Raw genomic sequence first — 12,414 nt, 5'->3', positions numbered from 1 at the left:
CAGCTTTAGTTGCTTCCTTTTTTTATTTGTAAGAAATGAATCGCCTCAATAATAATATCTGGTCGATCATTTTCTATACCGTGACTAGCATGTTCGGCAAGAATATATTGGCTGTTAGTTGAGAGGTGTAATTGTTCGTGAATTAGTTCTTGCCACATTGCTTCAAGTTGTGTTGCTTCCTCTTTTGGCATGCCACCATTAGTCAATTGAGTAATAGAATATTGAGGATCTCTACCGATAACGATTAATGGTATTTCTAATGTTTTACATAGCTCTTTTAGTGAGAGAGCACAGTTTTTCCACTCCGATAGTTCAGAAGCTGTCGCTTTATATAATGAAGGCGAGGTAGAGAATTCAATTTGCTGTTTTGATTGATCGGTGAGAATAGGTTTTAGTTCGTTATAAAGTGTGTCTACATCCATTTTTGAATACATATTATATTTTTGAAACCAAACATCATCAGAATCAGTTTGATCAGAAATTGGTAAATGAAGTTCATCTAAACGGTGTAAGTTCATCGAAGTAGAATCAACTAAAATAAGTGCTTGCAGCTTATCTTCATGTAACATCGCAAAATGTTGTGCACATAATCCTCCATAGGAATGACCGATTAGAATAAATGGTTCTTGAATAGCTAGTTTGTTTAGTAACATATGTAGCTCTTTTGTAACTTGCCTTATTGTACGCGGCTGATTGCCTAAATCACTTTTTCCGTAACCTGGGCGATGGTATGAAACAACTGTAAAGTGCTCTGAAAGCTTTTCTATAATAGGAAACCAATCATAAAATGAGCAAGTCATTCCGGTTTGAATGACTACAGTTTGTTTACCATCTCCTTTTATATGTACTTCTATATTTTGCCCCATTATTTCTACAAATTTATGAATGTTAATTCCTCCTAAGCTTGAAATAATTTTTGACAAGCAAAAACGATACACCAAACACCTATACCAAGTAGGACAGATGTACTAAGTGTAAATGAATTTTTTAAACCAATATAGACCATAAATAATAGTAGTGCTGATGCGGGGAATCCATATAATACCCCTAAAGCAAATTGACTCAATTCTTGTTTATTTCCGCCTTCGAATGAAATCCAAAATAAACTAAGTAAACTCACGAGAGGAAGGGCAGCAATAAAGCCACCTATCGTACTGTAATGTTTAGCGACTTCAGTGATAACGCCGATAATAAGTGCCGAAACGATTATTTTAACGAGGAAATGCATATTTTGCCTCCTTCGCTAATAAGGAAAATGCTTTTTCAATTAATTGTTGTTCTTCTGTTGATAACTGTGATTCTAATATTTTTATCTTTTCTTTATCTAGTAAAGTATGTTTTTCTAATACTTCAATTCCTTCAATTGTTAATGTAAGGTTTACCACTCTTTCATCTTTTTTATTTCTCTCTTTAACGATGAAACCCTTTTGAATAAGGCGTTTTATATGTTCAGATGCTGTGTTATGAGAAAGACTAAGCTCAGTAGCGACTTTTCCAATTGTTATATCTTTCTCACGAGAAACGATTTGTAAAATACGAATTGCTTGGTGGGAAAGGTTGTCCTCGTATTCGTATCGTAAGTGATAATAAATGCTCTCCCAATGTTGATTAATGTTGTACATAATAATAAATCTCCTTTTTATATCGTATAGTAAGATATATTCGTGATTTCAGAAATAAAACCCTTTTATTTGGATAAAAAATGTTGAAAAAGTTTATTTTTATTGAAATATAAGGTAATCTATGTGTAAAGGTATACATTTAGCAAGAGAGAGGATGATAGCTGTGAATACATTCAAATGGATTAGTCATGAACAGATGTATGTAGATGAAATACATGTTGAAAAATGTGGTCCTCTTTCAGTCGGCGTATATGGGGGAAATCAAGAGAGTGATGCATATGAACGAGGAGATGCGGTGCTGGCTTGGTGGGATCCTGAATTACAATTTGAATTTGTTATGATTTTTGATACACATCACAAAACAAAAAATATAGATTATATAATAGAAGCGATTTCGGAAAGAAAAGAAAAACTAAAAGAGTTATTCTCATATCCAATACATTTAGCTTTCCATCATACACATATGTACTTATTAGCGTTATTTACAGATGAGTTATTTATTAAAAAGTGTGATCAAGATGATGAGGAACTCGCTTGCTTAATTTGTTTACGAAAAGGCGAATTTTTATATTGGTTATCAGTTGGTGATTGTTTCGCGTATTTATTCCATTCTGAGAAAACGAAAAATGGAAAAGGACGATTAAATAAACGGAAGAATTACGAATATATTGGCAGGAAAAATATTTTTGCAGCAAATACACCTTGCTTTACGTCAGGTGTAAGAGGATTAGAAAAAGGAATGAATCACATTGTAATGGCAACGGACGGTATTTTAGAGTGTGACAAACGAAGGTTTGATGATGATCAATCTTTAGTAGAAATATTACACGACGGAAATAGCTTGCAGATTGAGCCCGTATTAACAAATGTACTGCAGTGGAAAGGTAGAGACTGTGCCACGATTATTGGATGGTCTATTGATACTGATAATAAACAATGTGCTAATTAATATAAAAGGAGTTCAAGGTTTTTATCCTTGAACTCCTTTTTGTTAAGCAATATGGATGTGATATGTTTTTAACCATTCATTTACTTGTAGCATATACTCCATGGCACTTCTTGCTTCAAAATTGTTAATCTCTTTATTACTTTGATCAGCAATTGAAAGTAAGATGGAATGGTTAATAAGTGAGAAAATAGGATTGTTTTTATTGCTACACATATCAAGTGTTAAATTACCGATTGTTTGTAAGTAGTGTGGATCTTGTGAAGTTGGATAAGCGCTTTTTCTTCTATTACGTACATCGTCAGGTAAAGCTGGTTGTAGTGCTCTACGTAAAATGCCTTTTTCAATATTATCAATACTTTTTATGTTGAAAGGAACATTCCATAAATATTCAACTAATCTATAATCGCAAAACGGTACACGAACTTCAAATCCAACAGCCATACTCATACGATCTTTACGGTCAAGTAAGAAAGGAAGGAATCGTGTTAAAAATAAATAAAACATTTGGCGTTGTTTCGCGGATTTTTTACTTTCTCCTTCAAGAGTAGGTACTTCAAGTATCGCTTCTTGGAATCGTGTATCAATATAGTTTTCTAGATTACATTGGTTACTTACTTCATTTAGTAGAAGAGGAGATGTATTTTTCCAATTTGTTAGCCAAGGAAACTTATCTACATATAGTAATTCTTCTTGATGAAACCAAGGGTATCCACCGAATACTTCATCAGCCGATTCACCGGATAAAGCTACGGTCGCATCTTTTTTCATTTCGCAAAATAGTAAATATAGTGAAGTTTCCATTTCACCAGCACTCGGTAAATCTTTCGCATGAAGGGGAACGAATAAGTGATTTGCTAATTCTTCAGCATTCACAATAATATCATGATGCGCTGTCCCTACATGTTCAGAAACGCGTTTTACCCAAGGAGCGTCTAAACCAGTGCGAGCAAATGTCAGCTCGAAATCTTTTGCACTATTTACAAAGTCAACGGAATACGTATGAAGTGTTTTATTTTCCGCAGCAAATTCTTTACCCGCAAGTGCAGTAATACCGCTAGAGTCTAATCCGCCTGATAACATACAAACGAGAGGAACATCGGCAATTAATTGTCTTTTTACTGTATCTTGTAAAATAGATAAAATATGCGAAGATGTATCTTCTATAGAGTCTGTATGGAACTTACTTTCTAAATTCCAATACTTCGTAACTACTTTTTTATGACGTGTAAATGTTATAGAATGTCCAGCACGTACTTCTTGAATATGTTTAAAGACGCCACATCCTGGAGTGCGAAATAAGCCTAATCCAAATATTTCATTTATTCCACCCGCATCAAGTTCAGCAGGGACAGATGGATGCGCTAATAATGCTTTAATTTCAGAGCCGAAAATAATACTGTCATTTCTTTCTGTGTAAAAGAGTGGTTTTACACCTAAATGATCTCGTGCTAAAAACAATTGTTGCTTCTGATCATCCCATAAGGCAAAAGCGAAAATTCCGTTTAAATATCGCACGCAGTCTTCTTTCCATTCTAAATAAGCATGTAGTAATACTTCTGTATCTGAATGGGTTTCAAATGCATGCCCACATTTTTGAAGCTGCTCTTTAAGTTCACGGAAATTATAAATTTCTCCATTATAGGTAAGAGCATACGTATAATCACCAGCACGGAATGTCTTCGGCTGTGTCCCGCCTTCTGGATCAATTACAATTAAACGCCGGTGTGCAAAGGCCGCATGAGGTGAAAACCAAAATCCTTCAGCATCTGGACCACGATGCTCAATACTATTTGCCATCTTTTTTAAAATAACATGTTGATTTGAAAGGTCTTCCTTCCAATCTACCCAACCTGTAATTCCACACATACACATCTCATCTCCTAAATTAAAATAGTAGATTAACGAAATAAAATGTACACTAAGTTAAAAAGTGACTATATAAATAGTGTACTACATGAATTAAATTACAGACTTGAGAAAATTTTCTTTGAACGCATAGTTATGTGAGACAATGGCTAAGGGAAAGTATTCCATTACATACAAAAAATAAAAAGATGAGAGAAAAAATTTTCTCAGACGTTATATAGGGTGTAAAAGCTTTTACAAAACAATAAGGGGAATCGCTACATGAAATCAAATGAGAAAAATTTTATAAAAAGATTACAGCGGCAAAAAGAAGACGCGTTAGAATTTGTTGTCGATACATACTTACCACTCATAAAGGGGATCACGCATAAAGTTCTACTTCCCATTCAAAATGATGGACTCATAGAGGAATGTATAAACGATATATTTCTTTCCATTTGGAATAACGCAAATAAATTTCATGGAGAGCCGAGTGATTTTAAAAAGTGGATTGCAGCGATTGCAAAGTTTAAAGCAATTGATTATTACCGGAAATCGACTAAAACGGTAGAAATCATTTCAGATGAGTTTCATATCAGTACAGAAAAATCAGCAGAAGACGAATTAATCGTTATGGAAGATAGGGAAGAATTATTGAAGCTCATTAATCAATTAGAACCGCTAGATCAAAAGGTGTTCATTATGAAATATTTATTTGGTATGAAGACAGAGGAAATAGGTGACAAGTTAGGATTAACTCGGGCAGCAATTGATAATCGAGTGTACCGTGGGAAAAAGAAACTACAACAAAATGCTACGAATATTAGTTTTGGAGGTAGTGCAATATGAAAGACATTTATGAACTATTAAATGATATTGATATAGACGAAAAAGAACTAGAAGAAATTGAGGCTTCTGAAATTGAAAAGGAAAAAGTAAAACGAAATGTAAAACAATCGATACGTACGAAGAAAAAGATGAAAAGTTGGAAAAAAGGTGTGGCTGCTGCATCTATTTTAGTAGGATTATCAGTTGCAACACTCGGTATCGGATTTCCTACATATGCGGGGGGATTGCCAATTGTAGGGGACATATTCCGATTTTTAGATAATGGTAGAACAGGGTTATATGAAAACTCTAAAACTGACGCAGGGAAGATAATGGAGCCTCATTATAATTATAAACAATACACTACAGTACTAAATATGACAAAAGAAAGCAAGGGAATAAAGATAACGATTAATGATGCCATTTTTGATGGGAAGACAGTATCAATAAACTATTCTATAGAAAGTAACAGAGATCTAGGCGAAAATCCAAGTACGTTGGATTTTTTAACTATTAAAGGAGCAGGTACCCAATCAGGTAGCAATAAAATTACTAAAGTCGCAGATAGAAAATATACAGGTTTAATAAAAACAAGTAGCGATCTAGTTGGTAGTAAAGAAACTATAGTGAATGTTGAATGGAATGTACAAAGTATAGCCATTTTAGAAACTGAAGAAGAGATAAAAGGGGATTGGAATTTTAATATTAATCTAAAAGGAATAGAAAATAAAGAGACATTGATTGGAGGTAGTACAGAAAAAGATGGTGTCAAAGTAAATATGGAGAGAATGGAAATAACACCAATTTCGTTTATTCTATATTACAACCAAGAAGTATCTCAAAAGATAAGGGGTGTATGGGATGGAGTGGATGTCGATTTAGAAGTGAGAGATGATTTAGGTAATCAGTATTATGGAGAAGGAAATGGAGGTTCAGGTGAAGATTCTTATAATTTTAATTGGAGTAAAACATTCCAACAACTTAATGAGAACGCTACTAAGTTAATAATAACACCTCACGTTAATTTAAGAATCCACACTCCTGAAAATTATGGATCGGTAACAATAGTTGAAGGACAAGTAAAGGAGCGTTTTGTACCTCGAAGATTGGGAGGCAATAAGGGTATTGTATTAGATGATATTGTCATTGATTTAAAGAAATAAAAGAGAGACTGCCTAAAATCATTTAGGCAGTCTTTTTTCGTTAAGAACTAGTGACGAGTAGTGCATGCGGATGCTGCGTTTTATATTCATCTTTCCACGGAATGTTTAGTTGTTCCCACGATTCGCCGCTATCATTGGATTGAAAGACACCATTGTTATTTAACGTGTAAAACGTATGTGGTTCTACCTTGTTTGTAGCAAACATCGAAATGACTGTACCGATTGCAGATGGTAGTCCTTGTTGTACTTGCTGGAAAGGAGTATCTTTCGTTTTTCGATAAATATAAGATTCATAAGGGATACGATGATGAGCGAGATCAGCACTTGGCGCGGCAGAAACGAGAATCGTATCACAATCAGCTGGATCAATTGCCATGCTGTATAAATAATGATGTTCAAGTCCTTCACTACATGAGATCCAGCTGTTTCCATTGTTATAACTTTCAAGATATGCACGATCAGGTCCGCCCATAAATCCGTCACCACATGATGCATAAAGGCGATTTGGTGCTTCAGGGTGCATAAGTAATTGATGTGCATCGATAGGGGCACCGAATTTTTTATCAATCCATGTATGCCCTTTATCGTTACTTTGAATAACAGCACCAGCTTCGATTGAAACGTGTATTGTATTAGGGTTGTTTGGATCAACTGTAATCCAGCGTACGTGATGGGTAAAAGGTCTAGGCGGGAAAGCCCACGTATAAGAAGATAATAATGATTTCATATTTTTAAGTTCAGTCCACGTTTCACCACCATTTTCAGAGTGAAATAAAGCGCTCGGTTCTGTGCCGACATAAACGACACCATATCCGTTAACTTGTTCATTTGAGCTTATTGTTATAGAAGTGATAGAGGAGTGCAAAATACCATCTTCTTTAGGGAAATCAAAGTAACGATAAGAATCTCCAATGGGTCTCCATGAATCCCCGCTATCGTCGCTTAACCATAGACCTCGTCCAAATGTTCCGCAATATACACGGTTTGGGCGGAACGGATCAACAGCGATACAGGTAGGTTGCATATTTTGTAAGTGGTAAGTCGTTTCATAGTTATCATATTGTTCTTTCACTACAACAAGTTCACGTTCCATACAGAGAAATAAACGTTTCATTTTAGTAACCTCCTTAAAAATTCTTTCATTAGTAAACAATATGAAAATAAAAAAGAAGTAGTCTTGTTTTTATTTGAGAAAAAGGGATTGTCTAAAAAGTAGCGAAGTGTGTATACAGAGGAAGCGGGCGTTTACAATCAGTCGATTCGGGATAAAGATGGGGAGTTTGTTTCATACTAACATACAGATATTGTACTTAAAGGAGTATAAGTATGGGACATTCGCATGATCATGGTCATTCAAAAAATAAAAAGGCGTTACTAATTGCCTTCCTACTAACAACAAGTTTTATGATTGCAGAAGTTGTTGGTGGATTTGTAACAAATAGCTTAGCACTACTATCTGACGCGGGGCATATGCTAAGTGATGCAGTATCTTTAGCTTTAAGTTTACTTGCGTTTAAACTCGGAGAAAAAACAGCAACAACTGTGAAAACATATGGATATAAGCGAGTCGAAATGTTAGCAGCATTATGTAACGGTGTCGTTCTTATTGTCATTTCGGTATACATTTTTATTGAAGCAATCCGTCGTTTTAAAGAACCAATTGAGATTGCTAGTAATGGGATGCTCATTATTGCAGTCCTTGGTCTGCTTATTAATATTTTATCAGCTTGGATATTAATGAGAGGCGGAGATGTGAAAGGTAATTTGAATTTAAGAAGTGCTTTCCTGCACGTACTAGGCGATCTATTGGGTTCCGTCGGAGCGATCATTGCTGCGTTACTTATTAAATTTTTCGGATGGACTGCTGCAGATGCGATTGCTAGTATTCTTGTGTCTATTTTAGTCATTATTAGTGGATGGCGTGTAACACGTGATACGGTTCATATATTAATGGAAGGTGCACCACAGCACATAAATGTTGAAGAGGTAAAAAGTACGTTATTAAATATTCCGATTGTCAAAGAAGTTCATGATTTGCACATATGGTCTGTCACATCAGATTTTCAAGTATTAACATGTTATCTTATTATTAAAGGGAATGAAACGCAAAGTGTATTAAAAGAGGCTACGTATGTATTAAAGGAGAAATTTCATGTAGAACATGTCACCATTCAAGTAGAAATAGATGGTGAATTTAATCATGATGAGACAACTTGCAAAGTATGAAAGAAAAAGGATAAGAAAAAGTGTCATAACATTTTTCGCACGGCATACATATATATAATGTGGCCACAAATACTTTGCAAGGTAAATATTTCATGAAATTACTTTACTTATAAAGAGTCATCTTTTATAATCAAAAGTGGTAATTGATAAAGATTATCATTTTCAATGATCGTAGAAAGGAGTTTTTTAAAAGATGAGTAGTCAACTCCGTTTTGCTGTTGAAAATCGTAAGAGGCATTTAATTGATGAGTTAATTGGAGCAGGTGTGTTTAAGATTCGCGACCGACAATTATACGAGCTGTCTTTAGAGGAGTTGGAAAAAGAGTACGAAGATATGGAAGATTATGCAAATGTTCAGGCATAGCTATATAGATTAGTCAAAGGAGAGCTGGTTACGATTTTGTGTAACCAGCTCTCCTTTTATTTCGTAGAAATTATTTTTTGTATTTCTTTCATGGGACGGAGCCAGTTTTGGGTCATTATTTGTTCCATTTGTTTTTCGTCCTGCTTCTGTAATGCTTGAATGATAGAGTGATGTTCTTCAATAGATTGACTTGCTGGAACAAAGTTTTGGAAAAACAAATATTCAAGACGTAAAACGTGAAGTTGCATATTTTCTAGAAAGGGTTCAATATATTGGTTTTTAGCAATAGAAGAAATTGTATTGTGGAATTGTATATCTAATTTTAAAGCTTGTTTTGCGTTTTTTTTCTCTATAGAGTGCTGAAAATGATCATTTATTTCAGAAAGTAGTTGAATATCAGCGTCTGTAATGTTTTGAAGAGCTTGCTTTCCTATAATAGAGTGAAGACCAGCCATCGTTTCATAAATGATAGATACGTCGTCTAACTTAATAGGAGCAATTTTCGTTTTTTGTCCTGGTACCATTTCCACTAATCCAGAAAGCTCTAATATTTGAAGCGCTTCTCTTACAGGTGTTCTGCTTACTCCGAGTGCCTCAGCCAATTCCCCATCATTAATTTTTTCATTGGGCTTCAGTACACCTTCAATAATCCAATTTTGTAGTTGATTTAAAACAAGTGATTTTGCTGAAATTCTTCCTGGTTTTTTATAATTTTGAGGGACAGGCATAGTGAATTCAATCCTTTCATTGTATATTTTCCTTTTTTGCATGAACAAGCTTTAATTTTTGTTTCCCTTCATCCGGTTTTTGGCTTAAGATGAGCACCATTACAATGACACAAAAAGCGCCTAATAACTGAAAAGATTGAAATGGCACGTGCAATATAAGTACAGAAGAAATAATAGCTGCGAGTGGTTCTGTGCAACCAAATAATGTTGTTTCTTTCGGAGTCAGGTATCGTATGCTGTCTAAGTATAAATAAAAGGCAATAAGTGTCCCGAAAATGACGACAAATGTGATGAGCGGTAGGGTACTTAGTTTTACATATTTCATAGTTGATAATAAAATGAATTCGTTTGTAGAAATAAAGTGTACAATCGTTACACCAATACCCCCAATAATCATGCCCCATCCAACGATAACGGAGGAAGACCATTTTTCTAACAATTCCTTTGAATATAAACTATAAAAAGCGAGAGATAATCCAGATAAAATACCCCAAATAATAGCTGGTGTAGAAACAGCCAAGTTATGAACAGACCCGTTTGTTAGTAAGAGAAAAGTGCCTACTAATGAAAGGGTAATTGAAATGAAATCAATTTTTGATGGACGAACGTTCCATTTGAAAAGTAAGTATACAGTGATGAATATAGGAGCTAAATATTGTAATAATGTTGCCACGGCAGCATTTCCTTCTTTAATTGAAGCGAAATACGTATACTGTACAGCAAGCATACCGAATAGACCAAACAAAATCATTTTAATAGCATCAGATTTTTGTTTCCAAATGCCAAATATCTCTTTTTTTCTCGTTCCGAATGAGGAAATAATGAGCAAAATAATTCCAGATATAAGTAAACGGATCGTAACTAACCATTCGGTTGAAACATTGTCATATTGAAAAAGCTGTTGTGCAGCTGTACCAGACAAGCCCCATAAACAAGCACCGATTATGACCATTATAATTCCTTTTAATCGATTTGAATTCATATGATTTAAAATTCTCCTTTCTAAAAATATAAATTGAATACAATATGCAATATATCACAGAATAACTCGTTAATAAACTGAAATTTCTAATTTTATTTTTTTTATGTATAGTAAGATATTGTAGAGGAGGGGGAGTATATGTTAGCTGGATTTTTAGTTTGTTTATTTGTTGGGTTACTTATCATTTTTTTAGGGTATCAAATACATGTGAAAAAGAGGTTGTTTTTGTTAGCAGGATATCAAGAAGAAACGTTTGTTGGAGATAAAAATAAATTAGCGAAGCTTTCAGGAGCATTTTCTTATATAGTTGGAGTTGCTACTATAATATTACCGCTTGGCTTAGAAAAAATAGGGGATGTAGTTGGTATCGTATATGTTATATTAATTGTTTTAGGTACAATTGTATTTATAATTAAAGCAAACCTATTAAATAAGAGTGCTATAAAGTAAAAAGGCTTCATTCTACTGAAGCCTTTTATTAATTATTATGAAGTATAAGTAAAAGCCGGAATAGGATCAATAAATGTATTCCACTTTTGTCCCATTTCCTTTTCTGTTAATAGACAATCATCTAATGATTGTTCAATCACAGAACGATTCATATCAATACCGATAAATACGAGCTCAGTTATTCGATCTCCATATCGCTCGTCCCAGTTTTTTAATACTTCTGGTTCTTCTGCAATCATTTGATTTCTTTCAGTTTCAGGTAATGCGGCTATCCATTCACCGGCTCCTTGAATTGTAATAGAGGAACCTGCTTGAGATAGAAGCCCTATCATATTATTACGAGATGCCAGCCAGAAGAATCCTTTCGCTCTTACAACATCTAAAGGCCATTTTTCTAGCCAATTCATAAGGCGCTCGGGATGGAAAGGATATTTGCGGCGGTAAACAAAGGAATTGATACCGTATTCTTCCGTTTCCGGTGTATGATAGTCACTATTTAATTCTTGTATCCAGCCGGCCGATTGACTGGCTTCTTCATAATTAAATAGATTTGTGTTTAAAATTTCTTGTAATGGTACTTTGCTAAACGAAGATTCAAGAACTTTTGCATTAGGATTTAATTTTTTTAGTAAATGATGAAGCTCTATCACATCTTCTTTTTCTAGCAAATCTATCTTATTAAGAATAATTACGTTTGCAAACTCAATTTGATCTATTAATAAATCAATAACTTCCCGGGTATCATGCTCATCGATTGCTTGTTTTCGGTCTAATAAACTTTCTCCATCTGCAAAATCATCCCAAAATCTGTTTGCATCTACAACTGTAACCATCGTATCGAGGCGACAATTTTTCGTTAAATCAATGTTAAGAACTTCGTCTGTATAAGTAAACGTTTGAGCAACTGGAATAGGCTCGCTTATACCAGAAGATTCAATAATAATATAGTCAATATCACCATTTTCCACAAGACGATTCACTTCTATCATTAAATCTTCTCGTAGTGTACAACAAATACAGCCATTTTGAATTTCTACTAGTTTTTCCTCCGTACGTGAAAAACCACCCTTTTTTATAAGAGATGCATCAATGTTTACTTCGCTCATATCATTAACGATAACAGCTACTTTTAAGTTATTCTTATTAGTCAAAATGTGATGTAGTAAGGTAGTTTTTCCAGATCCTAAAAAACCACTTAATACAGTGATAGGTACTTTTTTCATGAAATGATCTCTCCTTTAAATCGTAATGATTACG

General features: G+C 34.3%; 14 protein-coding genes. 6 read left to right on the top strand and 8 right to left on the bottom strand.

Annotated elements, in window-relative coordinates; genetic code table 11:
- Nucleotides 1-5 precede the first annotated feature (5 nt).
- Genes MR107_RS10975 through MR107_RS10965 form a run of 3 tightly spaced genes read right to left on the bottom strand, consistent with a single transcriptional unit; the run spans nt 6 to nt 1,622 of the window.
- A complete protein-coding gene (locus MR107_RS10975) occupies nt 6-938 on the bottom strand; it encodes an alpha/beta fold hydrolase (RefSeq protein ID WP_002179077.1) in 933 nt (310 codons plus the stop codon).
- Nucleotides 899-1,228: a DUF3147 family protein gene (locus MR107_RS10970; protein WP_242292368.1), complete on the bottom strand. Its 330-nt coding sequence runs from the start codon at nt 1,226-1,228 to the stop codon at nt 899-901. The genes MR107_RS10975 and MR107_RS10970 overlap by 40 nt, the downstream gene beginning before the upstream one ends.
- On the bottom strand, nt 1,212-1,622 hold the full coding sequence (locus tag MR107_RS10965) for a MarR family winged helix-turn-helix transcriptional regulator (protein WP_000282376.1): 411 nt from the start codon (nt 1,620-1,622) through the stop codon (nt 1,212-1,214). Before MR107_RS10965 ends, MR107_RS10970 begins: the two co-directional genes overlap by 17 nt.
- A gap of 121 nt (nt 1,623-1,743) precedes the next feature.
- On the opposite strand from MR107_RS10965, the gene MR107_RS10960 reads away from it, so the two are divergent.
- Complete coding sequence (locus MR107_RS10960; RefSeq protein ID WP_002040904.1) at nt 1,744-2,571, top strand: PP2C family serine/threonine-protein phosphatase; 828 nt, start codon at nt 1,744-1,746, stop codon at nt 2,569-2,571.
- A 42-nt stretch (nt 2,572-2,613) separates the two neighbouring features.
- Here MR107_RS10960 and asnB read toward each other — a convergent pair whose 3' ends face one another.
- Nucleotides 2,614-4,437, bottom strand: coding sequence for an asparagine synthase (glutamine-hydrolyzing) (asnB, locus tag MR107_RS10955; protein ID WP_242292367.1), 1,824 nt, complete (start codon nt 4,435-4,437; stop codon nt 2,614-2,616).
- Between the two features lie 261 nt (nt 4,438-4,698).
- On the opposite strand from asnB, the gene MR107_RS10950 reads away from it, so the two are divergent.
- Together MR107_RS10950 and MR107_RS10945 are read left to right on the top strand one after the other, a co-directional pair.
- On the top strand, nt 4,699-5,265 hold the full coding sequence (locus MR107_RS10950) for a sigma-70 family RNA polymerase sigma factor (protein ID WP_053564809.1): 567 nt from the start codon (nt 4,699-4,701) through the stop codon (nt 5,263-5,265).
- Nucleotides 5,262-6,407, top strand: coding sequence for a DUF4179 domain-containing protein (locus MR107_RS10945; protein WP_000653121.1), 1,146 nt, complete (start codon nt 5,262-5,264; stop codon nt 6,405-6,407). Before MR107_RS10950 ends, MR107_RS10945 begins: the two co-directional genes overlap by 4 nt.
- Before the next feature lie 40 nt (nt 6,408-6,447).
- Here the strand turns inward: MR107_RS10945 and MR107_RS10940 are convergent, their stop codons facing one another.
- On the bottom strand, nt 6,448-7,521 hold the full coding sequence (locus tag MR107_RS10940) for a WD40/YVTN/BNR-like repeat-containing protein (RefSeq protein WP_078385193.1): 1,074 nt from the start codon (nt 7,519-7,521) through the stop codon (nt 6,448-6,450).
- 212 nt (nt 7,522-7,733) lie between these two features.
- Here MR107_RS10940 and MR107_RS10935 point away from each other — a divergent pair, with 212 nt between their 5' ends.
- Nucleotides 7,734-8,633: a cation diffusion facilitator family transporter gene (locus tag MR107_RS10935; RefSeq protein ID WP_242292366.1), complete on the top strand. Its 900-nt coding sequence runs from the start codon at nt 7,734-7,736 to the stop codon at nt 8,631-8,633.
- 193 nt (nt 8,634-8,826) lie between these two features.
- On the top strand, nt 8,827-8,997 hold the full coding sequence (fbpA, locus tag MR107_RS10930) for a Fur-regulated basic protein FbpA (RefSeq protein WP_000098303.1): 171 nt from the start codon (nt 8,827-8,829) through the stop codon (nt 8,995-8,997).
- A 56-nt stretch (nt 8,998-9,053) separates the two neighbouring features.
- On the opposite strand, the gene MR107_RS10925 is transcribed toward fbpA, so the two are convergent.
- Both MR107_RS10925 and MR107_RS10920 read right to left on the bottom strand, forming a co-directional pair.
- Nucleotides 9,054-9,725 carry a GntR family transcriptional regulator gene (locus MR107_RS10925; RefSeq protein ID WP_088338813.1) on the bottom strand — a complete coding sequence of 224 codons (672 nt, stop codon included), beginning with the start codon at nt 9,723-9,725 and terminating at the stop codon, nt 9,054-9,056.
- A gap of 16 nt (nt 9,726-9,741) precedes the next feature.
- The gene (locus MR107_RS10920) at nt 9,742-10,707 is read right to left on the bottom strand and encodes a DMT family transporter (protein WP_242292365.1); all 966 of its coding nucleotides are present in this window, start codon (nt 10,705-10,707) and stop codon (nt 9,742-9,744) included.
- A gap of 138 nt (nt 10,708-10,845) precedes the next feature.
- Between MR107_RS10920 and MR107_RS10915 the strand changes: the two genes are divergently transcribed.
- Entirely contained in the window at nt 10,846-11,157 is a 312-nt protein-coding gene (locus tag MR107_RS10915) for a DUF3784 domain-containing protein (RefSeq protein ID WP_017673981.1), read from the top strand.
- 35 nt (nt 11,158-11,192) lie between these two features.
- Here the strand turns inward: MR107_RS10915 and MR107_RS10910 are convergent, their stop codons facing one another.
- On the bottom strand, nt 11,193-12,380 hold the full coding sequence (locus MR107_RS10910) for a GTP-binding protein (protein ID WP_242292364.1): 1,188 nt from the start codon (nt 12,378-12,380) through the stop codon (nt 11,193-11,195).
- Nucleotides 12,381-12,414 lie beyond the last annotated feature (34 nt).

This window comes from Bacillus cereus group sp. BfR-BA-01441 (assembly GCF_022663075.1).
GTDB lineage: Bacteria > Bacillota > Bacilli > Bacillales > Bacillaceae_G > Bacillus_A > Bacillus_A cereus.
Note: the sequence above shows the minus strand (reverse complement) of the source record. Positions and strands in the feature narration are given on the sequence as shown.

What these genes read in the sequence shown, in the direction of transcription:
- asnB (WP_242292367.1), bottom strand. Translation starts at nt 4,437, where the DNA reads ATGTGTGGAATTACAGGTTGGGTAGATTGGAAGGAAGACCTTTCAAAT.
- MR107_RS10910 (WP_242292364.1), bottom strand. Translation starts at nt 12,380, where the DNA reads ATGAAAAAAGTACCTATCACTGTATTAAGTGGTTTTTTAGGATCTGGA.
- MR107_RS10970 (WP_242292368.1), bottom strand. Translation starts at nt 1,228, where the DNA reads ATGCATTTCCTCGTTAAAATAATCGTTTCGGCACTTATTATCGGCGTT.
- MR107_RS10965 (WP_000282376.1), bottom strand. Translation starts at nt 1,622, where the DNA reads ATGTACAACATTAATCAACATTGGGAGAGCATTTATTATCACTTACGA.
- MR107_RS10925 (WP_088338813.1), bottom strand. Translation starts at nt 9,725, where the DNA reads ATGCCTGTCCCTCAAAATTATAAAAAACCAGGAAGAATTTCAGCAAAA.
- MR107_RS10935 (WP_242292366.1), top strand. Translation starts at nt 7,734, where the DNA reads ATGGGACATTCGCATGATCATGGTCATTCAAAAAATAAAAAGGCGTTA.
- fbpA (WP_000098303.1), top strand. Translation starts at nt 8,827, where the DNA reads ATGAGTAGTCAACTCCGTTTTGCTGTTGAAAATCGTAAGAGGCATTTA.
- MR107_RS10940 (WP_078385193.1), bottom strand. Translation starts at nt 7,521, where the DNA reads ATGAAACGTTTATTTCTCTGTATGGAACGTGAACTTGTTGTAGTGAAA.
- MR107_RS10960 (WP_002040904.1), top strand. Translation starts at nt 1,744, where the DNA reads ATGTGTAAAGGTATACATTTAGCAAGAGAGAGGATGATAGCTGTGAAT.
- MR107_RS10950 (WP_053564809.1), top strand. Translation starts at nt 4,699, where the DNA reads ATGAAATCAAATGAGAAAAATTTTATAAAAAGATTACAGCGGCAAAAA.
- MR107_RS10920 (WP_242292365.1), bottom strand. Translation starts at nt 10,707, where the DNA reads ATGAATTCAAATCGATTAAAAGGAATTATAATGGTCATAATCGGTGCT.
- MR107_RS10945 (WP_000653121.1), top strand. Translation starts at nt 5,262, where the DNA reads ATGAAAGACATTTATGAACTATTAAATGATATTGATATAGACGAAAAA.
- MR107_RS10915 (WP_017673981.1), top strand. Translation starts at nt 10,846, where the DNA reads ATGTTAGCTGGATTTTTAGTTTGTTTATTTGTTGGGTTACTTATCATT.